This window comes from Allomesorhizobium camelthorni (assembly GCF_011045125.1).
Lineage (GTDB): Bacteria > Pseudomonadota > Alphaproteobacteria > Rhizobiales > Rhizobiaceae > Allomesorhizobium > Allomesorhizobium camelthorni.
Map to the genome: position 1 here is coordinate 34132 of NZ_JAAKZF010000039.1, position 23246 is coordinate 57377.

Consider the following 23246-nt stretch of genomic DNA (forward strand, 5'->3'; position numbering starts at 1 on the left):
GACGACCCCACCGTACGGAGCCGCGACGCCGCGGCTCCGGTAAAAGAGATTTTGATGCGCAACATTTTTACTTTCGGCCATAGGCCCGCTCAACGGAACTGGAATGTAGCAGACTTGCGGGCCAACAAAGGCAAGCTGCAGCTTACCGAGGTCACTGCCATGAACGGCGAGCAGGCGGCGCGAGCAGCGGCCGCAGGCATCGATACGATCATCACGCGCTCCCAGATGCTGAAGGAAGTCCGTGAAGCGGCGCCGAAAACGTTTGTCACCGCCGCCCTCATGCTGATCGACCATCCCACCGAAAACGACGTCCTGACGGGTGCGATGCGGGCATTGGACGAAGGTGCCGACGCGCTTTATACGACCCGAAGCCTCGATACCATCAAGATGCTGGCGGACCTTGACTTCCCGGTTATGGGTCACGTCGGACTGCTGCCGCCCTACAGCACCTGGATCGGCGGTTTGCGTGCCTATGGCACCACGGCGGATGAGGCGATGGGGCTGGTGGATCGGTTCCGGGCAATGGAAGAAGCCGGCGCATTTGCCGTCGAAGTCGAGCTCGTGCCGCAGCAGGTTCTGGAGTCGATCAATAAGCAGACGAGTCTGATTACATTCTCGATCGGTTCGGGCTCTGGCGGCGATGTAACCTTCCTGTTCTCGGAAGATATCTGTGGTGAAACGAACAACCCGCCGCGTCACGCGCACGCCTACGGCAACGTGCTGAGGCTGCAGGAGCGGATTGAGCGTGAACGGGTGGAGGCGTTGAGCGCCTTCCAATCCGCCGTCCGCAACGGCTCCTTCCCCTATAAAGAGGTCACAATCTCGATGAAACCCCATGAGCTTGAGGCGTTTCAGGCTCGGCTCGGCGAAACAGCGCCCCTAGGCGCGCGCAAAGGATAATCCCCATGGCACTGGACGACACAAAGCCCGACGTGACGCTCCCGGTCAAATCGACGTGGAACTACCATCCTAACCTGCCTCTTCAAGATCGCTCGCTCTTCAACCTCAAGCGTGGTCCGCTTGAGGGACTGAAGCTCCTGTGGAACTCCTGGCTGCCGATCTCTGATCGTCTGATCGTGGTGGGTATGTCATTTCTAACCTGGTACTACCTGTCACCTTCCCTCGAAACGACGCGGACATTTTCGTTCGATTGGATCGCGGCTGTGTACCTGCGCAACCTCGCACTGATTGTGCTGGTGGCCGGCGGCATGCATCTGTACCTCTATACCTTCAAGATGCAGGGCAATCGCCTGCGCTATGACGCCCGCCCTTTCCATAAGAAGAACGCGCTCTTTACGTTCAACAGCCAGTTCCTCGACAATGTTTTCTGGTCGATCGCCAGCGGGGTCACAATTTGGACGGCGTACGAGGTGATCGGCCTCTGGGCTTACGCGAACGGCTACATGCCGATGCTGGATTTTGCCACCCATCCAGTCTGGTTTGTCTTGTGGTTCGTGTTCCTGCCGTTTTATGGCGTCGTCCATTTCTACTGGATCCACCGGCTGCTGCATTGGGGACCGCTCTATAACTACGCGCATTCATTGCATCATAGGAACGTGAATGTCGGCCCGTGGTCCGGCATGTCGATGCATCCCATCGAGCACATTGGCTACCTTAGCTCCGTCCTGATCCATGTGGTGCTGGCATCGCATCCGATCCACTTTATCTTCCACCTCCAGCAGAAGGTGCTGTTGGCCGTCAGCTCGCATGCCGGATATGAGTCGGTAACGGCGGGAGAAGACAGCGATGCTGGCCTCAAGGTCGGCGATTTCTTTCATCAGCTGCACCACCGCTACTTCGAATGCAACTATGGCGAGCCTGAGGTGCCCTGCGATAAATGGTTCGGCACATTCCACGATGGATCAGAGGAAGCGACCGCCCGCACGCGAGTGCGCACGAAAGAGATGCGCAAGAAGTAGGCCTGTCTTTGGGCGTTCTGTTTGGATGGGTCGCTCGCAACCGATCCGATAGATAGTGGCTTACTGCAGCCGTGCTCTCTGTCAGCCGGCGCCAAGCACGCTCGCCCACGCTGACATGCCATCCTCCAGGAGGTTACGATGATCAAGATTACTTACGTTGAGCACAACGGCCGGGAGCACGTGATTGACGTTCCTCGCGGCGCAACGGTTATGGAAGGTGCTCGCGACAACGGCATCCCCGGCATTGAGGCAGATTGTGGAGGCGCATGTTCCTGCGCGACCTGTCACGCCTACATCGATTCCAACTGGGTTGGAAAACTTCCTGCCAAGGAGGCCATGGAAGCGGATATGCTGGATTTTGCTTATGAACCCGATCCATCCCGCTCGCGCCTGACCTGCCAGATCAAGGTCAATGAGGCTTTGGAAGGCCTGATTCTCCACATGCCGGAGAGACAGGCTTAAATCGCATGGACTGTTGCCTGGGTTGAGAGAACCGCCCGATCTTTAAGTCAGAGGAAATCTAAATGTCGGGGATCGTGATCGTTGGGGCCGGCCAAGCAGGTGCGTCACTCGCAGCTAAGGCCCGGATGCTTGGCTACTCGAGTTCCATCACGCTGATCGGCGAGGAAGCGATCCCGCCCTATCAGAGGCCGCCACTCTCAAAAGGCTACCTTCTGCGTGATATGGACCTTGAGCGGCTCTTCCTTCGCGCGCCCTCTTTTTGGAAGCAGCAGGACGTCGATCTAAAGCTCGGCGCGCCAGTCACGGCGATCGACCGAACGGGAAAATCCGTAAGATCAGACGGGATTTCAATTCCGTACGATCAATTGGTGCTGGCCACGGGGTCCTGTCCTAGATCGTTGCCTAAGAAGATAGGTGGCGAGCTGAAAAGCGTCTATACAATCCGTACAGTGGCCGACGTTAACGCGATGGCGGCGGAGTTCCATCCTGGCCGGAAGCTGCTCATCGTTGGAGGCGGGTACATAGGACTGGAGGCCGCCGCGGTCGGCGCAAAGCTGGGTCTGGATGTAACGTTGATCGAGATGTCGCCTCGGATACTCCAACGTGTGGCAGCATTTGAGACCTCCAACTTTTTCCGCAGGCTTCATATTCAAAACGGAGTGCGCATCCTAGAGAACACCGGCCTTGATCGGCTTACCGGCGATGGCCGGGTCTCGGGCGCGGTCCTGTCAGATGGCACCGAACTCACTGTTGACTTTGTCATCGTCGGAATTGGTATTTCGCCCAGGACTTTGCTCGCAGAAGAAGCTGGCCTCACAGTCGAAAACGGCATCATGACCGATGCGCATGGCCGCACTTCCGATCCAAGCATTTGGTCAGCCGGCGAATGTGCGTCCTTCCCGGCTGGCGGCGGTCAAATACGTCTTGAGTGCGTGGGTCACGCGATAGATCACGCCGAGCTGGTCGCCTGCAACATCCTCGGCGCATCTTCGCGCTATGAACCGAAGCCTTGGTTCTGGTCGGATCAGTATGACGTCAAGCTGCAAATCGCAGGGTTGAACACTGGCTATGACCGGGTTGTGGAGCGATGGGGTGAGGATCGCTCGGGATCGATTTGGTACTACAGGCAAAGTCGTCTGTTAGCGCTGGATGCCGTGAATGACCCACGAGCCTACTTGATCGGTAAGCGGATTATTGAGGCTGGGCAGACTATTGCACCGCAGTTCGTCTCAGACCCTTCGACGGACATAAAAGCGCTCTTGTCGGCGGCGACGAGCGTGGAACCGTCCGTAACCTAACAAAACTTGGATGTGCGCTCACTTCGATGCAATGAACCAACGATGTCGCAATCACATCGTAGGCAGGCGTCAAGCGTCGCCCGGCGGAGCGAACAAACCCTGTAGCTTCACGGAATAGGACGTTTCGGCGAACGACTGTGCGATACAGGGGGCATGAATGACTACCGATGCAGACCTACGAGCAGCTATAGCAAACGCCATTGAGCGGTTTGCATTGGTTAGGATGGACAAACCGGGAGCGTATAGATGGAAGAGATTTCTACCGTTGGCATCGACTTGGCGAAGTCGGTGTTTCAGGTTCCTGCGATTGATGCCGCGGGCAGCGTTATCGTCCAGCGACAGCGGCCGGCAGATGGTGAAGTTCTTCGAGCAGCTACCGCCTTGCCTCGTGGGAATGGAAGCGCGCGGCGCTGCCCACTATTGGGCACGCGAGCTGTCGGCCTTTGGGCACGATGCTCGGCTGGTGCCCCCCAGCCGATGCACCGCCTGCAGGCCATGGGGGAATGGAAAACCGTGACCGTGGTCAGCTGATACCAGCGGTCACAGCTCTCAACGCGTTTATAAGCAGACAACGTGACATCGCCTGAAATAGCCCCCGAATGACCCGGACCGGACTCGCACCGGCTGGAACGCGCCAGCTTGGCCTGGCGCACCTCATCCAGATTGGGTTCTTCCGCATATTTGGTGCAGGTTGCGGGATTCACGGACGGTGCGAATAAGTTCATAGAGTCGGAATCGCAGTCGACGCCGTGATTTGCCCGTGCTCCATGCCTTCCGCTCGCTGATTCCACCCGAGCTTTCGATTGTCCAAATTCTCCCGCAGGCTGACAGGGTGGTGCTCGTCGCTCGGCCGAAGGCGATGGAAACGTGCTGTCCATGTTGCGGCCGCCGAACCCGCCGCGTCCACAGTCACTACATGCGCCGGTTGACCGATCTGCCGTGGCAGGGGCGGGTTGTGGAAATCCGGCTCCACGCACGACGGTTTCGATGCGCGAATTCACAATGCCCGCGACGGATCTTCACCGAGAGGCTTCCTGAGGTTCAACCGAAAGCCCGGCGCACGGTTCGGCTCGGCGAAAGCCAGATGGCGATCGGCTTTGCGGTGGGTGGCGAGCCGGGCTCGCGCCTGTCGGACAGGCTCCCCATGCCGGTGAGCGGCGACACGCTGTTGCGGATGATCCGCGCGGCCGGGTTCGAGCCGCCGGAAGCGCCGCGGGTGGTTGGCATCGACGACTGGGCCTGGCGCAAAGGACAGCGCTACGGAACGATCATCTGCGATCTGGGGCGCAACCGCGTGCTGGATCTATTGCCGGATCGAAATGCCGACACGGTCGCATCATGGCTGGAACGCCATCCTGGCATCGAGGTCATCGCGCGCGATCGTGCCGGCGTTTATGCCGAGGGCGCCCGTCGCGGTGCTCCCGATGCAACGCAGGTCGCCGACCGCTGGCATCTTCTCCAGAACCTGGGCGAAGCGTTGCGTCTGGCCGTCGGTCGTCATCGCAAGGCGGTCAGCGCCGCCGGAAAGGCTATGGCGTCCGAGATGGCCGGAAACGCCGAAGCCGAGCCGGAACCACCGGTAGAAACTTCCTCGAAACTTGATTGCCTGCGCCAGTCGAGGCGCAACCAGCGCAGCGAGTTCTATGCTGAAATCCTTCAGTTGCGGGAGGCCGGTCTATCGCCGCGACAGATCGCGCCCCGGATTGGCATGAACGTGAGAACTGTCGAACGCTGGCTTGCAGCGGGTGGTGAGCCCGAGCACCGGCGGCCGCCCTCGCGCTCCGTGCTCATGGATCCTTTTCGAGACTATCTCGAAAAGCGCTGGGAGGAAGGCCAGCACAACGGGCTGCAGCTGTGGACCGAAATCAAGCACCGTGGCTTTGAAGGCAGCAGGGCGACCGTCTACAGGTGGACCGCCGCCCGTAAGGAGCAGTCATCGACCGCTCCACCAAATGCGCGGTGGAGGCCGCCATCGCGCCGGAATTGTGCATGGCTCTTGAGCGAAGACCCGACATCTCTCGATGAGCAGACCAAGCGGTTCCTTCACCATCTCCATGAAAATGCGCCGGAGCTTTCGATCGCGGGTGAACTCGCCCGCCGTTTTGCTGCAGTGATACGCGGCGACGATATGCCGGCCTCGAGCAATGGATCGCCGATGCCACGGGCAGTGAGCTGGCCTCCCTTGCAGCAGGCATCGGCCGTGACATTGAGGCTGTCCGGGCGGCAATCACCCAGCCCTGGAGTACGAGCCCGGTTGAAGGCCAAATCAACCGCCTCAAGACGATCAAGCGCCAGATGTACGGGCGCGCCGCCTATCCACTCCTCCGGAGCCGACTGCTGGCAGCCGCTTGACCCAACCGGACAAAGGGACACCCGAAAAAGTAGTCCCTGCACCAAATATGCGGAAGAACCCCGGATTGTCGCGGCGTCTCATCCTGATCGTCGTGTGTGTTGCGGTCGATGCGCAACCCGCATGGCCAGCATCCGGCACAGAACTGGCTGCCACCCGTATGGTTGAAACAGGACATCGGCGTGTTGCGCTGGGGCCGTGTCTATCCCCTGATCGTATCACGCTCAAACCCGGCGATGCTTAACGTCTCGCTGGCCCGGACGTTCAGCGAACAGGCCATACGATCGAAAGGCGCTTGGATGACGCCGTAGATAGTGATGTCAGGATTGCTCGTATCAACTTTATAGAGGCGGCGCAGCATCGGATAGCCGTTCGGGACGCCGAAGACCTCTGCGGGTTGGCCAGCCGCCGGAGCGGCATCGATGATCTGCGAGGCCGAAAACACTTCAATCGAATGCCGGCGAAGTGCTTCAGTTACAAGCCGTTCGCCGAATTCGTCGATGATGGCCTCATCCAGATCCGCCGAAACATAGGTGGCATCATACATGACGGGAGCGTCATCACCGAAAAGTACGATCTTCCGCACGCAGAGCACCGCATTCTGCGGCGGCTTGAACACCTGCATTGTCGGATCGGTGATCCTTTCGCGCGTGACCGAGAGCAGTTTCACCGTCGCGTTGGAGAAAGGCGATGAGAAGGCGTCCAGTTCGAGCAGAAACCGCTTCTGCACCTTGACGAATGTCCCCTTGCCAGCGATCCCCGTCAGAAGTCCGAGTGCCTGGAGGTCGCGGATCGCCCGCTTGATCGTGATCGGGCTGACGCCGAAGTCCTCGCTGAGCATCGCGGTGGAAGGGATCGCCTTTCCCGGTTGATATGTCCCCTTCTCGATGCGCTGCAGCAGTTCCTCCCGCACATTTTCGTGCAGCGACGATCCAGTCCATTGACGCGAGTAGGGCATGAGCAGTCTCCAATCCGGGGCCGTATTCCAAAGGTGCATAGGTTTTGCCAAGTCATGGGGCCTTCAACAAGGGCCAAGTGTCACAGGCCTAGTTGACATGCCTGATATACCCATTATGCTCAGATGGGCGAAGGTGCTCTCAAATATTGGGAAAAAGGCCTGATTTGATCACTGGAGCGCCACGAGGACTTCGCGGTGTCTACGCGGGCTTCGCCTCTGTGGAGGCCCCGTTGTGTTCGTGGAGGGGGGTGCAGTCCTCAAAGTCACATGCCGAAAATTCCTCGGTCGAGGACGAGATGGAGAGATGAACATGCCCAGTGCCGTGCCGTCCTGGCCCGATGCCGCGGAATGCAGCGCCAGACTTGCGCAATTGAAGAAGCATATGGCTGTCGCTCGGGTCGATGCACTGGTGGTGACGTCAAAACCTAATTTCGAATATTACACGGGGTTTCGCAGCCTGTTCTGGCTGTCCGACACGCGGCCCTTCCTGGCCGTGGTCCGGCAGGATCGACCGGATATCGCGGTGGTGCTGAGCAGTGTGGAGGCGCGCGACGCCGCCAGCCTTGGCAATCCGGATGTGACCGCAATCTTCTACGACGGCTTCACCGATGCCGGTATCTCCACCGCCGCCGCGGCGTTGGACGGGCTGGTCTCCGGCGCGCGGGTCGGGCTGGATTACGGCATGGACATGATGGGGCGCGGCTCCGTCACCCTTGTCGACCGGCTGCGCGCGGCCCCGAACAACTTCGAGGTCATCGAAGCCGCAGAGCTCATCTGGCGGCAACGGATGGTGAAGAGCGCGCACGAGCTGGCCGCAAAGCAGGACGCCTGCGCTATCGCGACGGATGCCTTCTTCGAAGGGCTTGGAGATCTCAAGCTTGGGATGACCGAGTATGAATTCGCGCAACTTCTCAAGCAGCGGATGATCGGGCTGGGCGCCGACAGCGTGGATTGGTTGCCGATCCGCTTCGGTGGCATGGGGATGAGCTATTCCAGGCTGAATGGTGGGATCGCGCTGAAGCGGGGCGATTTCGTCTGGGCGGACATGGGGGCGCGGCGTGCCGACCAGATCAGTGACGTCAACCGGATCGCCAAGATTGGCAAAGCAACGCCCGAGCAGGATGATATCTACGGCTTCGTCAGGGGCGTCACCTTGAGCACCGCGGAGCGGGTCCGGCCCGGCATGACGGGCGGCGATGTCTTCGCGATTTTCCAGGAGCTCTGGTCGATCCGACCGGGTTTGAAAATCGTGAGCGCAGGACGTGTGGGGCACGGATCAGGCATCTCCCTGACCGAACCGCCCTCATTGATGGCGGCTTCTACAGAGGTGATTTTGGAGGACATGGTCCTGCATGTGGAGCCAAAGCTCGAGGTGCTCGACGGCGTGTTCCAGGTCGAAGAGGTGTTCCGGGTCACCGCTGGTGGTCCTGAGTTTCTTACCAAGACCGCCCCGGAGAAACTGCCGATCGTCGATCTCTGAACGTTCATGAAACATCCGCCGCAGGACATCTGGACGCACGATGCCTTGCATCGACTCATCTCTGGCTCGGTTCCAACATGAACCCTTGGAGCGGCGTGACGACATTCGCTCTGCGCCCAAACCCCCTGATACCCGAGGTGTCTTTGCGCAAGCTTGTGCCCGCGCCAAGATGCCCGTCCCATCCTGAACAATAGCGAGAGGACCCAATGCGCAGCCAGGTCTGGACCACCATCGATTTCGACGCGATCGGAGTGCAATCCGATTTCGCACGAGTGCCTTACTCTTCCAACACTTCGGCTTACGGATGGATCCCCGTACCGATGATCTGCTTCAACGGTGGAGACGGTCCGACCGCATTGCTTACAGCGGGTACCCATGGCGACGAATACGAAGGTCAGATCGCCCTGCGTCGGATTGCGCGAACACTGTCGCAGAGCGAGGTGAAGGGCCGCGTCATCATCCTGCCTGCGCTGAACCAGCCCGCGGTTGTCGCTGGGCGCCGCAACTCACCGCTCGACGCCGGCAATCTCAACCGCCAGTTCCCGGGTACGCCGCAGGGCGGACCAACAGGCATGATCGCGCATTATATAGCAACGGAGTTGTTTCCGATCGTCGATATTTCCATCGACCTGCATTCAGGGGGCAGTTCGCTCGACTACCTTCATGTCGCACTGGCGCATCGCGGGCGCACCGATGCGCAAGAGCAGAAGATCCACGACTTGCTCAATATTTTCGGTGCAGGGCACAGCATCCGGACGGATGGTTCCGGCGGCGGCGGGGCGACGACGCTCTACGCAGCGGCCGTGGAACACGGGCTGGCCGCAATTACCACCGAACTTGGCGGGGGGCCAGGGCTTTCGGCGGCAGGAACCGACCTGGCCGAACATGGGGTGCGCCGCGTGCTGAAGCATTACGGCATCGCTCCCGGTCTTGACGCGCCCGAGGCTGCACTGACGAAGATGGTCGATTCGATTCCGCCGTCTAGGTCGCTTTATGCCCCCTGCCACGGTCTTTTCGAGCCCCTTGCGAAGGTGGGAGACAGGGTCAAGGCAGGTCAGCCCGCGTGTCTTGTGCATCGGCTGGATGACCCGCTGGCCGAGCCGATCGAGCTGACTTTTATGGCCGATGGGATCGTGAAGTACCGGCGTTTCCCGACCCTGACCGCACCGGGCGATGCTCTCTATGGCCAGGTTTACGAACTCGACCAATGAATTTTTAGAGATGCGGTGCGCGTTGCGCCCTTCCCAACGCGGCGGCCCTTTTCGTGAGTTGACTGAGATTCCGGATGGATGCCCCAGCATCTCAGCCCTTTCTCCTGCTAGACTGGGTATTGTTCGTTACTTTCGGGCTCGTTTGCCGAGGCCCACCGTCAGTGCAGGATCTGCTTCAGGAAAAGCTTGGCTCGCTCATGTTTGGGGTTGGTGAAGAACTCTGACGGCGGTGCTTGTTCGACGATTTGGCCCTGATCCATGAATACGATCCGATCCGCGACCTTTCTCGCGAATCCCATCTCGTGCGTCACGCAAACCATTGTCATGCCGTCCTGCGCGAGCAATGTCATGACGTCGAGAACCTCGTTGATCATCTCGGGATCCAGCGCCGACGTCGGTTCGTCAAACAGCATCACCTTCGGTTTCATGCAAAGTGCGCGGGCAATCGCGACACGCTGCTGCTGACCGCCCGACAACTGGCTCGGGTATTTGTCAGCCTGTTCGGGGATACGCACACGCTCGAGGTTAGCGTGTGCAACGGCCTCGGCTTCCCTTCGATCGAGTTTTCGGACGCGACGCAAGGCTAGGGTGCAGTTGTCAAGTACGGTCAGGTGAGGGAACAGGTTGAAATGCTGAAAGACCATGCCGACATCGCGTCGGATTGCCGAAAGCCCCTTCATACCAGGCACAAGCGTCACACCGTTGACGACGAGGCGCCCCTTCTGGTGCACTTCCAGCTGGTTGATGCAACGAATCAGGGTCGATTTGCCCGAGCCGGACGGCCCGCAAATCACGATTCGCTCCCCATATGCGATAGTCAGGTTGACATCGGTGAGGGCGCGGAAACTTTCGTACCACTTGGACAGGTTCTCGATCTGGATAGCGGGCGCTTGCATTGTGTCCTGAGCGTTGTTGTGAACGGATAGCTCGTGAATGGGAGTCATGATGTCTCCTGACGTCAGCGTTCAGAGATCCTTGGCGGGTGTCAGTCCGAGCCGGCGCTCCAGCCTAGTCACAAGTGCCACGCCGATCATCGCCAGCGCCAGGAACAGGATTCCGGCCACGACCATCGGCTCGGCATAGCGATAGGTTTCGGATGCCACGTCGAAGGCACTGCCCAGCATTTCGGGCACGGCAAGTACGGCCAGGTAGGGAGTCGACTTCAAAATTGAAACCGAATAGGCGCCAAGCGGGGCTGCAATGTTCCGCAGCATCTGGGGCATGATGATATACCCGATCGTGTCTGGCCTGCTGAGCCCGAGGCTGCTCGCGGCCTCGCTCTGTCCGCGCGGGATTGCGTCGATGCCGGCCTTGAATACCTCTGCGATGTAGCCCGAGAAGTAGACGCTTATCCCGAGCACGCCGGTGAGCATCGCCGGAAGGACGATGCCGTAATGGGGCAACACGAAGAAGAGGAAGTAAAGCTGCACCAGAACCGGAGTCGAACGGATCGCGTCGATCCACAATTGTGCCACTGGCCGCACGAAGCGGCTGGATCGCCGGAGGATTTCCCAGATAAATCCCAGCACCGACGCGCCGATGAAGCTGGCGATCGCAACCAGGATCGTGTTTCCAATCCCCTGCAGGACCTGCGGGAAGATTTCCATGGCAAACGCGAAGTCAAATTTCACTAATGCTCCTCCGACCTTCGCTGGCCCTCCGTTCGAGGTAGCGACCGAAGATGGTCACCGGGTAGCAGACTATGAAGTAGGCGAGCAGCAAGCTCGAATAGATCCGCACGGGATCATAACTCAGTTGCGAGATCTCCTTGGCCCGGAATGTCATATCGGTGAGCGTCAGCAGCGAGACGAGCGCGGTGCCCTTGATCAGCTGGATTGCAAGATTGATGAAGGTAGGAATCATGACCGTGATGGCTTGCGGCAACTCGATCAGCCGCAACACGTCGAGGCGGCCTAGGCCAAGGGCGAGTCCCGCTTCGACCTGACCTCGGTCAAGGGCCTGAAGCGCGGCGCGAATGGACTGGCTACCGTAGCCCCCGATATTCAGCCCCAGCACCATCGCACCAACGGCTATCCCTGACAGGTAGATCCCGAATGCGGGAAGGGAATAGTAGAAGGCATAGAGCAGCACGATTAAAGGCGAGCTGCGCCAGAACTCGATGAGGATTGTCACCAGCAAGCGGAGCCAGCCCTGCGAAAAATGCTGGAGCACACCCGCGACAAGCGCGAACGGAATCGCATAGGCCAGTCCAAGCAGCGTCACGATAAGGGTGACGTCGAAGCCCTCAAAAATGCCCCGCAAGATGTCGACAAAACTCATCGGCCAAAGGCCCCCCGGCCAGTTGCCGGCACAGAGATCTTTCGCTGTGGTGCCGGTTGACGGAGTATTCGACGCGGTAAAGTCGTTATGCTGGATTGCCTGGCGGGATGGATCCACCGCCCCGTACCCAACAGGTTTTGCGTCGCACCCGTCTCCAGGAGCCTGGCCGTGAACAGATCATTTTCGACGCTCTTTCCGGCTATTGTTTGGGAGCGGCCATAGGCTTGGTTGTGGAGCGCGATTGCGAGTGCGCCTCTGCTGACGAGCCGTACCAGGAAGTCCAAAATTCCTTCGGCATACGCCACCACCACGGCGGCAAGCTCGCAGACGCGCTGCAAACAGTTCGGCTTTGAGCTGCCCGAAGGCCTCATTGGTCACTCTCCCCTGTGACATTCCCTTTCCGGGTTTTCTCAGGTATGTAAAGGAGGTATACCTAGCATGTCAATAATAACTTCATGCCGAACGTTTTCTAGACCGCCATTGGGCTCAACCGTTCAGCAATCTCGGCCGTCGGGCATAAACGAGGAGAGCTACAGTGAAGTCAGTACAATCACGCCCACACCCGCTGAGAGCCGGCGCAGCCCTGTACGAATCCATTCGCGAGGAAGTCCGGCGGCGGATTCGGACAGAGGTGTACAAGCCCGGTCAAGTCATCCCCTCTGCTGCCGCGCTCGCCGATGAATTCGATGTCAGCGTTATTACCGTGAAGCGGGCGCTCAGCGACTTGCGTGCAGCGGGGCAACTGCGCGCCACCCCAGGGAAGGGCACCTTCGTGAAGGAACAGCGGCGCTTCATCCGGGAATTGGATGTGTGGATGTCCTCTTTCCAGAATGCGAAGGTCCAGGGGCTGGAGTTGTCCCTGCAGGTCATATCGGTCACGAAAGAGCCGTTGAAGGATCCGGTTTTTGCGCTGCTTGGCTCGCACGATGTGGCGCTCTACTGCATTCGGAAAGTTATCTTTGCTGACGATTTGCCGATCATGTACGACACGACCTACCTGCCGTTGAGTCTCGGCGATCACGTCATCGATGCCTGCAGCGAGCGGATGGTCTACGATGTACTTCGCGATCAGGGGCTGAAACTCGACAAAGTACGCCTTTTGATAGACGCGGCCCCCGCGTCGTTAACAGCTCAGAAGATTTTCAGCGTGCCAAACGGTTACCCCTCGTTGCGGCGCTTCTACCACCACTCGACAGATCAGCTGGACGTCTTCATCGCAGGCGTTGTCGAGTCTCCCTTCGATCGCGTTGTCTGCGCAATCAATCTGCCCGACGGCGCCGATCTGAACGACACCATTCGCTGACCGCTGCAGGTAACCCAGCCCGCTGAAAACCCATTGAGCAAGCGACCCGGGGGCGGTCTGCTGCGCGCGGCTTAGACGCGCAGTAGACCAAAGAGCGCGCTCATGGACTCTGATTTGTCGAGGGTCATTACCGCCTCAATGATCTTGTCGCCCCTCTTCTCCAGCGGGGTGTCCCGAAGGTTGTTCAGGAATTTCTCCTCCAGCATGCTGTCGCTGACCGGACGGCGCCAATGGCCCGGTGCCCAGTCGACGGTCTCGGTGAAGCTTCGTCCGTCCTTCATACGCAGGACCACCGTCGATCTGTATTTGCGCTCCGCCCAGAATGCCTCATCGGCAATGGGGTCCAGCTCGACGCGCGTTTTCTGCATCAGCGCCGCAACTGCCGGGCTTTCCATTATTTCGGGTGCGTACCAGTGACGACCCGGCTCGCGTGAGAGCAATCCCATTGCCGTAACGTATTCGATCGAAAGTTGCGCATCGATTTCAGACGCCGGCGACGGATCGGAAAACCAATCGGTGATCCGCGAAATGCACCTGACCGAGATCGATTCGATCTCGTCCGGGTCGATGTGGTGCGTGTTTGCCAGTGTTGCTGCCGCGTCGACACTCGTATGGAGAAAGGCGCAGCAAGGAAAGAATTTGATCGACAGTTCGGCGGTTCGCCATCTGCTGCCGAGTTCGGCCGACAACTGCCCGGCATCGAACTGATCGGAGCCGATAATCCTTGCGAAACCGCGTTCCAAGTCGCTCAGCATGGCGAAAGGCCCGACGATGTCGCGTCGGGCGCAGAGGGCCGCGTCGATCCCTCCGAGCGCCATCTGTCCATAATTGGCCTTGAGCGCATGGGCTGGCTTGCCATACTGGACGTACCAGATCGGCACCGACGTATTGGCAGCCGCGTGCCCGAGTGCCGAACGGAACTGGGCTTCCGTGCCACCCGATATTGTCATCGCAGCGGCGCCGGCCGCGATACCATGCCAGGCGTGATAGACGGCGAACCTCCGATAGGCTTCCGGGCTTGCCTGTGTCGCATCGTGAACGCGCAAGCCTGCTTCGTAACCCGCGACGACACCCGCGAGGAAGCGGCGCGGCGAAGCGCCAAGATGTTCCGTCATGGCGAGTGCGGCGGGAATTACTGTCGCGCTCGGATGACCCGAGGCGACGTCCTCATAGTCGAGCACATCGGAGAGCCACGATGACACTTTGCCGGCGAGGGACGGCGGCAATGACAGCGATGTGCCGGGCACGCAGCAGCCCGTACCCGATGTCCCTTCGGAATAGGCTAGCAGGATCTTCCGGCCAAGTGAGGTATCGGTGCCGGCGACGATGCAGCCGATTGTATCAAGAGCCACGCGTTTCGCCGTGTGTAGGACGGCGTCTGGAATGGTCATGCAGTCGAGGCCGGTCAGGAACCGCGCCAGCAGGCCAGCATCCCGGTGGATAGGCGCGCGCGGAAACAAAATGTCCTCGAAGGGCCCGGGCCCGGTTATGTTGTCGATGGAGGTGTTCATAGTTTCGTGCTCGCTGATGGGAGGTTCGGCATAGGTGTGCGGCTTAGGGGCGCGGTGCGCGGGTGATTAGGATACGACTGGGATCGTTTCGGGCGACAGTTCGCTCAGGAACTCGCATCCGTCCTCGGTCACGTAAACGACCTCTTCAAACTGAAATACCGCGCCGTCGCGTTCCAGTTTGGGCTCCAGATGAAGGATCATGCCCGGGCGGATCTCCGTATTGTCAACTGGAGAGATCGAAGGCGGCTCGGTGATGTCTAGACCGCCTCCATGGCCAATGCGCGAAACCTTGGAATAGCGCGCACCCAGATCAGCGTCGCGCCACATCCGCTCAAAACGGGTATAGAGCTCTGCGCAGCTCATGCCCGGCTTCACCGATGAGGCAAGCCCGATTGTGAGTCTGCGGACTTTGTCGTAGGTCTCAACCTCCCACGAGCTGGGCATGCCTGCCCGCGCGATCCGGTTGCGATCCGCCGGATAACCGCCATAGGTCGATCGGAAGTCGGTCCATATATAGTGACCCTCCACCAGCATCCGTTCAGACGGAGGCCGACCGTACGCGAAATCGCCCTTTGAAAACAGCATAGCGATAGGGGCAGCGGTTTCGGCTCCGTTGAGATAGATCTGGGCCTGAAGTTTCTGGCACAGTTCATATTCCGGTATGCCGATATATGCCGAAGCGATCACCGTATCGAAAGCTCGGTTCACGATATCGAATGAGATCCGCTTCATCTCCGCCTCAAAGCGCGATTTGATCAGGCGGACGTTCCAAAGAACATCACATGCCGAGACGACCCTGCCATCCAATGACAGATCGGCGAGGGCGTCGATCAGTTCTAAAGATCCGAGGCCTCGCGAGTCCGAGCCGTAATCGACCGCAATCCGCCGAAGACCGGGACCGGCCTGCTTGATCCAGCCGGCAATGACGTCCACCGCCTCGGGCAAATAGCCGTCGTAGTAGTGTGCAGTGAAAGACCGCTCCCTCGCCTCGACGGTCCGGGCTTCGGCAAGACTACCGAACAGCTGCAAGTCAGCCGTCGAGATCGCCGCGAGAACCGGTCGCGCGTTGTAGGTCCAGGACAAGGATTGATAGTCCGTCAGATATTGTATGTTTTGATGATCCGTCAGGACAATGACGTCGATGTTCGACCGCGCCATCTCTTCCATGACCGCTAGACGGCGGCGCTTGATTTCATCGATTGGAACCGCGGGCGCAGGCGGCAATGGGCGTAGCAGAGGCTTCTTCGAGAGCATTTTCATCGGTACGTTCTTTTCATCCCAGTTAGTGAAGAAGATGGCGCGAGCACCTGCGGCATCCTGCATCGGACGCCCCGCGGAGGCTCAAGTTCGGATTTCGATTGTCCCCGCCATTCCTGCCATTCAGCTTTGCGTGCCGCGCAGAATTACCGGACGGGCTGAGGCTGCCGCGCATCGTGGACACAGCTTTCGCTCCCCCACTTTTGGTGCCGCGGCGCCGAAATCGCCCCCTTGTACAAGACTGCATTTGGCCAGCATCGATAGAGTTGACAGATTGGGTATACCTGGTCTAGCATGGCGATGCAACAAACAACTGAGCTGACGGAACAGGAGGTCTAGATGGGTTTCATCGTCAGGGGCGCGATACCGCGCGCCGGGTACTTGCGAGTTCTCACAGGGGCCGCCGTTTTGGCCCTTGGGGCAGTCGTTGCGACAGTCGCGCAAGCTCAATCGACGCTCGATCGCGTGGTTAAGGAAGGCAAGATCTCGATCGGAATTCACAACGCCGTTCCGTGGGGCTTTCGGGATGAGGGCGGGCAGGTGACGGGTTTCAGCCCCGATCTGGTCCACGAGGCCTTCGCGCCGATGGGCGTGACGGAAATCGAGTTCGTCATCTCGGATTTTGGCGCCTTGATCCCCGGCCTCACCGCAGGCCGCTTCGACGCGATCGCCTCCGGGCTCTACATCACACCGGAACGCTGCAAGGCAGTTGCGTTCAGCGACCCCGATCTCAGCCTGAAGGACGCAGTTCTGGTCTTGGCCGGGAATCCGAAGAACATCAACAGCTACAAGGATTTCGTGGAAAATCCCGATCTGACGATCGGGGTCGGTCGCGGCAGCACGACCGTGAAAAATGTTCTCGATGCCGGCGTGCCTGAGGTGCAGCTGCAACAGTATCAGGATATCCAATCGAACATCGCAGCCCTGATCGCCGGCCGGATTGATGCTGCGGGATTTTCGGCGCCAACGGTAATTGGCCTGGCGGCTGACCCCAACCTCACCGCTGTCGAGCGCGCGGTGCCATTCGAGGGTTATGTTCAGCCGAACAGCCTGGAGCGGTCAGGTTATTCGGCGATTGCGTTTCGCCTCGAGGACACAGCTTTGCGGGATGCCTACAACGCGCGGCTGACCGAGATGAAAGCGGATGGAACTGTCGCCAAGATCATGGCCAAGTACGGTTTTACCGATGCCGAGAAGGCGCCTGAATTGACCCAAGCAGATATCTGCGCCGGCCAAAGCTAAGAACCTCTGGAGCCGGCGGCTCGCTCCCCTTGCCGCCGGTTGCCGTGTTCCGTCGAAATCACATTGCCGGTTGTGGCGGCGCAGACGCGGGCCGCCGCATATTCTCCTTCCAGAACATGCCGGCTGACAAAACATGAAGGAGTTCGGATTGCTCGTCCATGACACCCAGTCCAAAATCATCGGCCTGTCCTGCCTGCGCTGCAACACGCTCTACCCGGCCGATTTGCCAATCGATTCGACCGGGTGCCCCGCATGCCGCGCCGTTGCGCCATCAAATTTCGAGGTGGTCTATGCCGAAGCGGCGATTGCCAAGCGGGTGTTGCCCCGGCTCAGGGTTGGCGGAGGGTTTTCGTCCTTTGCGGATTTCCTGCCCGTCGATGCGGCGGATTTGGTCTCGCTGGCAGAGGGCAGTACCCCCCTGATCGACGTCCCAGCGATTGCAGGGGCGATGGGGCTTGGCGCGTTGCAGATCAAGGACGAAAGCCGCAATCCGACATGGTCGCACAAAGACCGCTTCTCGGCGGTGGCCGTCTCGTATGCGAGAAAGCAGGGTCACGGTTTTGTCGCCACCGCGTCCTCTGGCAATGCGGGTGCATCCCTGGCTGCCTATGCAGCCAAGGCCGGAATGGACTGCCTTGTCCTGACTTTCGAAGGTGCCGCAGCGCCGCTGGTTGAACAGATCCGGCGCTACGGCGCGATTGTCGTGGAACTCAAGGACAAGGCGCAACGCTGGACGATACTTGCCGAGGGGCAACGCCGCTTCGGCTGGTTCGTTACTTCGCCATTCTCGGCCCCTGTCGTCGGCAGCAATCCCTACGGCATGGAGGGCTACAAGACCATTGCCTACGAAATTGCCATTCAATCTGATGACATTCCCGAATGGGTCATCGTCCCGACCGCGTATGGCGATCTTCTGCGTGGCATCTGGAAAGGCTTCAAAGACCTTCATGAAGCGGGATGCATCTCGCGGTTGCCAAAAGTTGCGGCCGCCGAAGTCCTTGGTTCCTTGTCCAGGACTATAAGCAGCGGATCTGATGCAGTTTGGCTGATGGAGGGAGCAGAGCCGTCGCAGGCAATGTCGATCGGCGTTCTGCAGGGAACCTATCAATCACTGGTCTCCATCCGGGAGTCCGGCGGAACCGTTGAATGTATCGACGACACGGCACTTTGGGCAGCGCAGGCGCAACTTGCGCGGCATGAGGGTATCTTCGGGGAACTCTCAGGCGTCGCAGCCATCGCCGCCGCGCAGCGAATGCGCCAGAAAGGCGTGATCGGCTCAGACGACAAGGTCGTCTGCCTCATGACGGCGAGCGGCCTCAAGGATATCGACCAGATGCCTCCGGCAAGGCCGAGCCAATACCGGATTGAAGGTCGTTTTGAAGAGGTCGCGAAAATCCTCACCAACGAGCTGGGCACGTCTTCAGTCGACAGGTGATCGGATAGTCCGCTGGGCATGGTGCAGCAGGGCCGACCTTGGGAGAGAGCTGAGGCCTGACCAGGCGCAACCCTTTTGCCGAACTTGCGAGGCATGGCGTGACCTGCGGTGCAGTTTTGGCTTGCGCCGAATAGAGCAACGTCGTTCCTGAACTCGACGCCTTTTGATGAAGAAGGGCGAGTGATTCATGCTGTTGAGCTTGCGCCATTCTTGAATCCGGCCGCCTCCATGCCGCCGGCATAACAGTCGCACACGTATGGTCTACGACCAGTCTCGAATTCAAAGACGTCCGCCAGCTGCGCATTTGAATCGGGGCGCAAAACTCACCCCTGCCGCAGCGTACGATTTGTCTTTAGCCCTTCGTGCGGCAGAAAGCTCGCGTCACGACCGTTGGGCAGCCGCAGGCTTCGCGCGGGCACTGCTGGACGTGGATGGGCTACCCGATACCCGATCCGGCAGACTTCACACGCCGTAGCGAAACGGAAGACTGGATGGACGCGATACCAGGGATCTTCGTCAGCGTCCCAGTCAGGAACGTTTCATACTCCTTCAACCCGGGTGTCAGGACGCGAAGGAGGTAATCGTTGTCGCCCGTCATGAGCCAGCAGTCGACAACTTCGGGATGCTTCTTGATCTCGGTCTCGAATGCGACGAGCGCGGAATCGATTTGGCGCTCCAGCTTCACCGACATGAAGATTGCAACTGGCAAGCCCAGCTTTTCGTCGTCGAGCGTCGCAGAGTAGCCCGTGATGATCCCCTCGGATTCCAATCGGCGCAGGCGCCGCAGGCAAGGGGACGGGCTAAGGCCCACCTTTTCGCTCAGCTCCTGGTTCGTCAGCCGGGCATTGGCCTGCAATTCGCGCAGGATCTTCCGGTCCGTCGCATCAAGATTGGCAGATGTCACTTGAAATCCGATCACATTCTAGAATTTTCTGCCGCACAAATGCCAAAGCGGGGAGGCAATAGCAAGGAAATAGCGCCAAAGGTTCGATAGATTGCCACGAAACGTACCGCAGCAAGAGAACCCGCGAAATGGCCAGGGCAACCCGTGACCTCAAAATACTCCGCCAACTAGAAAAGAAGAGCCTCTGGCTCGCTTGCTGGATGATCGACCAAGCGAACCGACGCGAGAAGGTGGATGGCGTCAAGGTCGGTGGTCATCAGGCGTCGTCAGCCTCGATGGTGTCATTGATGACGGCGCTCTATTTCGACGTGTTGCAGCCGCAGGACCGTGTGGCAGTCAAGCCTCACGCTTCACCGGTCTTCCATGCGATCCAATATCTGATGGGCAATCAGACGCTGGAAAAACTCGAGAACTTTCGCGGCTATCACGGCGCCCAGTCCTATCCTAGCCGCACCAAGGATGTGGACGATGTCGATTTCTCGACCGGCTCCGTCGGGCTCGGTGTCGGGATCACGCCTTTTGCATCATTGATCCAAGACTACATCGTCGCGAAGGGCTGGAGCGCCACCGGCGATAGACCTGGCCGGATGATTGCGCTGGTCGGCGACGCCGAACTCGATGAGGGTAACGTCTATGAGGCACTGCAGGAAGGCTGGAAGCAGAATCTGCGCAATTGCTGGTGGATCATCGACTACAACCGCCAGAGCCTCGATGGCGTGGTCCGCGAGGGCCTCTACGATCGCATAGAGACGGTGTTCAAGGCGTTCGGCTGGGATGTCGTCACGCTCAAATACGGCGCGTTGCAGCGTGCTGCCTTCGAAGAACCTGGCGGCGAGGCGCTCAAGGAATGGATCGACACCTGCTCGAACCAGCTCTATTCGGCGCTGTTGTTCCAGGGCGGTGCTGCTTGGCGCAAGCGCCTGCTCGACGATCTTGGTGACCAGGGCAAGGTGAGTGCGCTGATCGATCGGCGCTCCGATGAGGAGCTGTCGGGGCTGATGAACAACCTCGGCGGGCACTGCCTCGAGACGCTGAGCGAAACCTTCAACGGAATTGAGCACGACCGCCCGACAGCCTTCATCGCCTACACCGTAAAGGGATACGGTACGCCGCTTGCAGGCCACAAAGACAACCATTCCGGGCTGATGACCTCTGCACAGATACTGGCCTTTCAGGAACAGATGAAGGTCCGGCCGGGCCATGAATGGGATCGGTTCGAGGGGCTGGACGGGCCGGCCTCAGAGATGCAGGCCTTCCTCGATTCCGTACCGTTTTTCGCAAAAGGCCGCCGACGCCATCGGGCGGAGCGCATCGAGGTCCCGCAGACCGTTGCTGTCAGCCCGGCCGCGGTGCGGGACGAGATTTCGACCCAGGCCGCCTTCGGCCGTATTCTCGACGCGATCGGCAAATCCGACAGCGAACTCGCCGCCCGCATCGTCACGACGTCACCTGACGTGACGGTTTCGACCAATCTTGGCCCGTGGGTCAACCGCCGCCAACTCTTCGCGCGTCGGGAGCTTGCCGACCTCTTTCGCGACCAGCGCATTCCGAGCGCGCAGAAGTGGGATTTCTCGCCCAAAGGGCAGCATATCGAGCTCGGGATCGCCGAGATGAACCTGTTCCTGCTGTTGGGCGCGGCGGGGCTTTCCCATTCCCTGTTTGGCGAGCGGCTGCTGCCCATTGGTACGCTCTATGATCCCTTTGTGTCGCGCGGCCTCGATGCTTTGAACTACGCCTGTTACCAGGACGCACGCTTCATGGTCGTCGGCACGCCGTCTGGCGTCTCGCTTTCGAGTGAGGGCGGCGCGCACCAGTCGATCGCTCAGCCGCTAATCGGCATGAGCCAGGACGGGCTGGCGAGCTTTGAGCCGGCCTTCGCCGACGAACTCGCTATCATCATGGGCTGGGCATTCGATTACCTGCAGCGCGACGGGGAGGGCGATCCGGATGAGCGCACCTGGCTACGCGACGAGACTGGCGGCTCGGTTTACCTTCGCCTCAGTACCCGTCAGATTGAGCAGCCGGGCCGCAAGCCCAACCCACATTTCGCCCAGGAGGTGATCGACGGAGCGACCTGGCTGAAGGAACCCGGAGCCAATGCCGATCTCATCATCGCCTATCAGGGGACGGTCGCGACGGAGGCCATCGCAGCTGCGGGGATGCTAGCCGACCGGCGACGCGACATCGGTGTCTTGTCCATCACGTCGGCCGATCGCCTTAACGCCGGCTGGCAAGCCGCCCAGCGCGAACGTGCCCGCGGCAACCTGCATGCATTGAGCCATGCTGAGCGCCTGCTTGGCAAGTTGCCTCGCCATTGCAGAATCGTCACCGTCATCGATGGCCACCCGGCGACGCTTTCATGGCTGGGTGGGGTAATGGGTCACAAAACGGTCAGCCTCGGAGTGGAGCATTTCGGCCAGACGGGCACGGTGAGCGATCTTTATGAGCACTACGGGATCGACGTGACATCTATCGCCGAGACTGCGGCCAGTTTGACGAGTGGTAGGGAATACGCTGCTACAATGAAAGGTCTCTAACTGTGGCGGCGATGTCGATCACGCTTCACCCTCCGGTTCGATGCCCTCGTCGAGCTCGTCATGGCGTGGGCCGCGATTGCCTCTCAGGATAGACGTTAGCGGGGGGCACTGCTCTTCACCGTCGGCCATCGTTGCCCGCAAGCCGGCAAAGGTCTGGTCGCGATAGGTACGGACAGTCTTTTCGGAACGACCTAAAGGCATTGGCGATGGTTATGACGTTTGGCTCCTTCGAGTTGATGGAGAAGCCGTCCACCAATTCGCTCGATGCGTGTTGCATAAGATTGCAGTGTGGAACTGCGGCGGCGTGACTTCGGAGCAACCTGCGATGCCAGGCTGGGGGCATGCCAACCTTGCGCATTGTCCTTCTGGCGCTCACGTGGCTTTTCCGCTCTAGGCTATTTGCTCCTTAGTCGTTGGTACTCATGAACAGCATCGCACGAGCAGCGTTTCGCCGAGGCTCTGCGCTCGCTCGAAAGCCGCGGCGCTCTGGCGGAAGACGACTGGACCCCGCTTGAGGCGAACTTGCTGGAAAAACTGTCTTGAGCCCGGCGTGTCTTCGCGGCCGTCGCGCCTCCACCGAACTCCTTTACGCCAGCCGTTTCGGCCGAGAGAGGGGAGGAAAAGGAATTGCGCGCGATGGCGCAAGCATCCTCACCGATCCGGCAGACGGCGCGCACATGTTCGGCTTCCATCCAACTTCCTCGCCTTATCGGCCCGAAGCTGACCGCTCGGAACCGATGGTGGTGTTTGAATGATAAGAACTGCACGATCTGCGGCTGGTGACAGAATCTGTCATTAGCCTGTGGAAACAGTTCACGTTCCCCGACGATGCTTAAATCTTCATGTTCAAGGTGCTCTCCGCTTGCCTCGAAGGCGGTTATGGGCGCCTCATCCAAGTGGCTCGACTCGAACCGTCTTGCCTTCCTTGGCCGACTTCAAGGCGGCGTCGGCGAGCGTCAACGCCACTAGCCTGTCATGGCCGCTGGGCGACGGCTTCTCGCGGGAATTCACGGCTGAGATAAAGCTCGCGATCTCGTTGGCGTAGGCGTCAAGGTAGCGGGTCATGAAAAGTCGTGCAGCGGCGGGCGGGTATAGCCCT

General features: G+C 59.7%; 17 protein-coding genes and 4 pseudogenes. 13 read left to right on the top strand and 8 right to left on the bottom strand.

The features are described 5' to 3' along the window. The first annotated feature begins 54 nt into the window (after positions 1–54). The 7 genes and pseudogenes from G6N73_RS22425 to G6N73_RS38360 all read left to right on the top strand — a co-directional run. On the top strand, positions 55–900 hold the full coding sequence (locus tag G6N73_RS22425; RefSeq protein WP_165031678.1) for a 3-methyl-2-oxobutanoate hydroxymethyltransferase: 846 nt from the start codon (positions 55–57) through the stop codon (positions 898–900). 5 nt (positions 901–905) lie between these two features. Then, positions 906–1919 (top strand): sterol desaturase family protein, encoded by a 1014-nt coding sequence (locus tag G6N73_RS22430; RefSeq protein WP_165031680.1) that lies wholly within the window; start codon positions 906–908, stop codon positions 1917–1919. A 138-nt stretch (positions 1920–2057) separates the two neighbouring features. Continuing rightward, positions 2058–2381: a 2Fe-2S iron-sulfur cluster-binding protein gene (locus tag G6N73_RS22435; protein ID WP_165031682.1), complete on the top strand. Its 324-nt coding sequence runs from the start codon at positions 2058–2060 to the stop codon at positions 2379–2381. A 62-nt stretch (positions 2382–2443) separates the two neighbouring features. Continuing rightward, the gene (locus G6N73_RS22440; protein WP_165031684.1) at positions 2444–3679 is read left to right on the top strand and encodes an NAD(P)/FAD-dependent oxidoreductase; all 1236 of its coding nucleotides are present in this window, start codon (positions 2444–2446) and stop codon (positions 3677–3679) included. Positions 3680–3925: 246 nt separating this feature from the next. Then, a pseudogene (locus G6N73_RS37100) lies at positions 3926–4154 on the top strand (IS110 family transposase); the annotation flags it as partial. A 384-nt stretch (positions 4155–4538) separates the two neighbouring features. Beyond that, positions 4539–5753, top strand: a pseudogene (locus tag G6N73_RS22455) (ISL3 family transposase); the annotation flags it as partial. A 53-nt stretch (positions 5754–5806) separates the two neighbouring features. Beyond that, positions 5807–6031 (top strand): annotated as a pseudogene (locus G6N73_RS38360) (transposase); the annotation flags it as partial. Between the two features lie 200 nt (positions 6032–6231). Here G6N73_RS38360 and G6N73_RS22460 read toward each other — a convergent pair. Next, the gene (locus G6N73_RS22460) at positions 6232–6942 is read right to left on the bottom strand and encodes a GntR family transcriptional regulator (protein WP_206079020.1); all 711 of its coding nucleotides are present in this window, start codon (positions 6940–6942) and stop codon (positions 6232–6234) included. A 349-nt stretch (positions 6943–7291) separates the two neighbouring features. On the opposite strand from G6N73_RS22460, the gene G6N73_RS22465 reads away from it, so the two are divergent. After that, positions 7292–8467: a M24 family metallopeptidase gene (locus G6N73_RS22465; protein ID WP_165031689.1), complete on the top strand. Its 1176-nt coding sequence runs from the start codon at positions 7292–7294 to the stop codon at positions 8465–8467. Between the two features lie 206 nt (positions 8468–8673). Further along, positions 8674–9678, top strand: coding sequence for a succinylglutamate desuccinylase/aspartoacylase family protein (locus tag G6N73_RS22470; RefSeq protein WP_165031691.1), 1005 nt, complete (start codon positions 8674–8676; stop codon positions 9676–9678). Positions 9679–9836: 158 nt separating this feature from the next. Here the strand turns inward: G6N73_RS22470 and G6N73_RS22475 are convergent, their stop codons facing one another. From G6N73_RS22475 to G6N73_RS22485, 3 genes are read right to left on the bottom strand one after another with little or no spacing between them, the layout of a single operon-like run. Beyond that, positions 9837–10622, bottom strand: coding sequence for an amino acid ABC transporter ATP-binding protein (locus G6N73_RS22475; protein ID WP_165031693.1), 786 nt, complete (start codon positions 10620–10622; stop codon positions 9837–9839). Positions 10623–10643: 21 nt separating this feature from the next. Further along, positions 10644–11309 (bottom strand): ectoine/hydroxyectoine ABC transporter permease subunit EhuD, encoded by a 666-nt coding sequence (gene ehuD, locus G6N73_RS22480; RefSeq protein WP_165031695.1) that lies wholly within the window; start codon positions 11307–11309, stop codon positions 10644–10646. Next, entirely contained in the window at positions 11299–11958 is a 660-nt protein-coding gene (locus G6N73_RS22485; RefSeq protein ID WP_165031697.1) for an amino acid ABC transporter permease, read from the bottom strand. Before G6N73_RS22485 ends, ehuD begins: the two co-directional genes overlap by 11 nt. A gap of 535 nt (positions 11959–12493) precedes the next feature. Between G6N73_RS22485 and G6N73_RS22490 the strand changes: the two genes are divergently transcribed. After that, entirely contained in the window at positions 12494–13261 is a 768-nt protein-coding gene (locus G6N73_RS22490; RefSeq protein WP_165031699.1) for a GntR family transcriptional regulator, read from the top strand. Positions 13262–13332: 71 nt separating this feature from the next. On the opposite strand, the gene G6N73_RS22495 is transcribed toward G6N73_RS22490, so the two are convergent. Next, complete coding sequence (locus G6N73_RS22495) at positions 13333–14772, bottom strand: MmgE/PrpD family protein (RefSeq protein WP_165031701.1); 1440 nt, start codon at positions 14770–14772, stop codon at positions 13333–13335. A gap of 66 nt (positions 14773–14838) precedes the next feature. Next, on the bottom strand, positions 14839–16095 hold the full coding sequence (locus G6N73_RS22500) for a M24 family metallopeptidase (RefSeq protein WP_246252423.1): 1257 nt from the start codon (positions 16093–16095) through the stop codon (positions 14839–14841). A 273-nt stretch (positions 16096–16368) separates the two neighbouring features. Here G6N73_RS22500 and ehuB point away from each other — a divergent pair, with 273 nt between their 5' ends. Together ehuB and G6N73_RS22510 are read left to right on the top strand one after the other, a co-directional pair. Then, entirely contained in the window at positions 16369–17271 is a 903-nt protein-coding gene (ehuB, locus tag G6N73_RS22505; RefSeq protein ID WP_165031703.1) for an ectoine/hydroxyectoine ABC transporter substrate-binding protein EhuB, read from the top strand. A gap of 283 nt (positions 17272–17554) precedes the next feature. Next, positions 17555–18706, top strand: coding sequence for a pyridoxal-phosphate dependent enzyme (locus G6N73_RS22510; protein WP_206079021.1), 1152 nt, complete (start codon positions 17555–17557; stop codon positions 18704–18706). Positions 18707–19142: 436 nt separating this feature from the next. Here G6N73_RS22510 and G6N73_RS22515 read toward each other — a convergent pair whose 3' ends face one another. Continuing rightward, complete coding sequence (locus tag G6N73_RS22515; RefSeq protein WP_165031705.1) at positions 19143–19610, bottom strand: winged helix-turn-helix transcriptional regulator; 468 nt, start codon at positions 19608–19610, stop codon at positions 19143–19145. 200 nt (positions 19611–19810) lie between these two features. On the opposite strand from G6N73_RS22515, the gene G6N73_RS22520 reads away from it, so the two are divergent. Beyond that, complete coding sequence (locus G6N73_RS22520) at positions 19811–22147, top strand: transketolase-like TK C-terminal-containing protein (RefSeq protein ID WP_246252426.1); 2337 nt, start codon at positions 19811–19813, stop codon at positions 22145–22147. A gap of 888 nt (positions 22148–23035) precedes the next feature. On the opposite strand, the pseudogene G6N73_RS22525 reads toward G6N73_RS22520, so the two are convergent. After that, a pseudogene (locus G6N73_RS22525) lies at positions 23036–23246 on the bottom strand (inositol 2-dehydrogenase); the annotation flags it as partial.

Excerpts from the sequence above, each read along its gene's own strand:
- G6N73_RS22500 (WP_246252423.1), bottom strand. The coding sequence starts at position 16,095 with ATGCAGGATGCCGCAGGTGCTCGCGCCATCTTCTTCACTAACTGGGAT.
- G6N73_RS22470 (WP_165031691.1), top strand. The coding sequence starts at position 8,674 with ATGCGCAGCCAGGTCTGGACCACCATCGATTTCGACGCGATCGGAGTG.
- G6N73_RS22520 (WP_246252426.1), top strand. The coding sequence starts at position 19,811 with ATGATCGACCAAGCGAACCGACGCGAGAAGGTGGATGGCGTCAAGGTC.
- G6N73_RS22440 (WP_165031684.1), top strand. The coding sequence starts at position 2,444 with ATGTCGGGGATCGTGATCGTTGGGGCCGGCCAAGCAGGTGCGTCACTC.
- G6N73_RS22435 (WP_165031682.1), top strand. The coding sequence starts at position 2,058 with ATGATCAAGATTACTTACGTTGAGCACAACGGCCGGGAGCACGTGATT.
- ehuB (WP_165031703.1), top strand. The coding sequence starts at position 16,369 with ATGGGTTTCATCGTCAGGGGCGCGATACCGCGCGCCGGGTACTTGCGA.
- G6N73_RS22495 (WP_165031701.1), bottom strand. The coding sequence starts at position 14,772 with ATGAACACCTCCATCGACAACATAACCGGGCCCGGGCCCTTCGAGGAC.
- G6N73_RS22465 (WP_165031689.1), top strand. The coding sequence starts at position 7,292 with ATGAACATGCCCAGTGCCGTGCCGTCCTGGCCCGATGCCGCGGAATGC.
- G6N73_RS22430 (WP_165031680.1), top strand. The coding sequence starts at position 906 with ATGGCACTGGACGACACAAAGCCCGACGTGACGCTCCCGGTCAAATCG.
- G6N73_RS22475 (WP_165031693.1), bottom strand. The coding sequence starts at position 10,622 with ATGACTCCCATTCACGAGCTATCCGTTCACAACAACGCTCAGGACACA.
- G6N73_RS22485 (WP_165031697.1), bottom strand. The coding sequence starts at position 11,958 with ATGAGTTTTGTCGACATCTTGCGGGGCATTTTTGAGGGCTTCGACGTC.
- G6N73_RS22425 (WP_165031678.1), top strand. The coding sequence starts at position 55 with ATGCGCAACATTTTTACTTTCGGCCATAGGCCCGCTCAACGGAACTGG.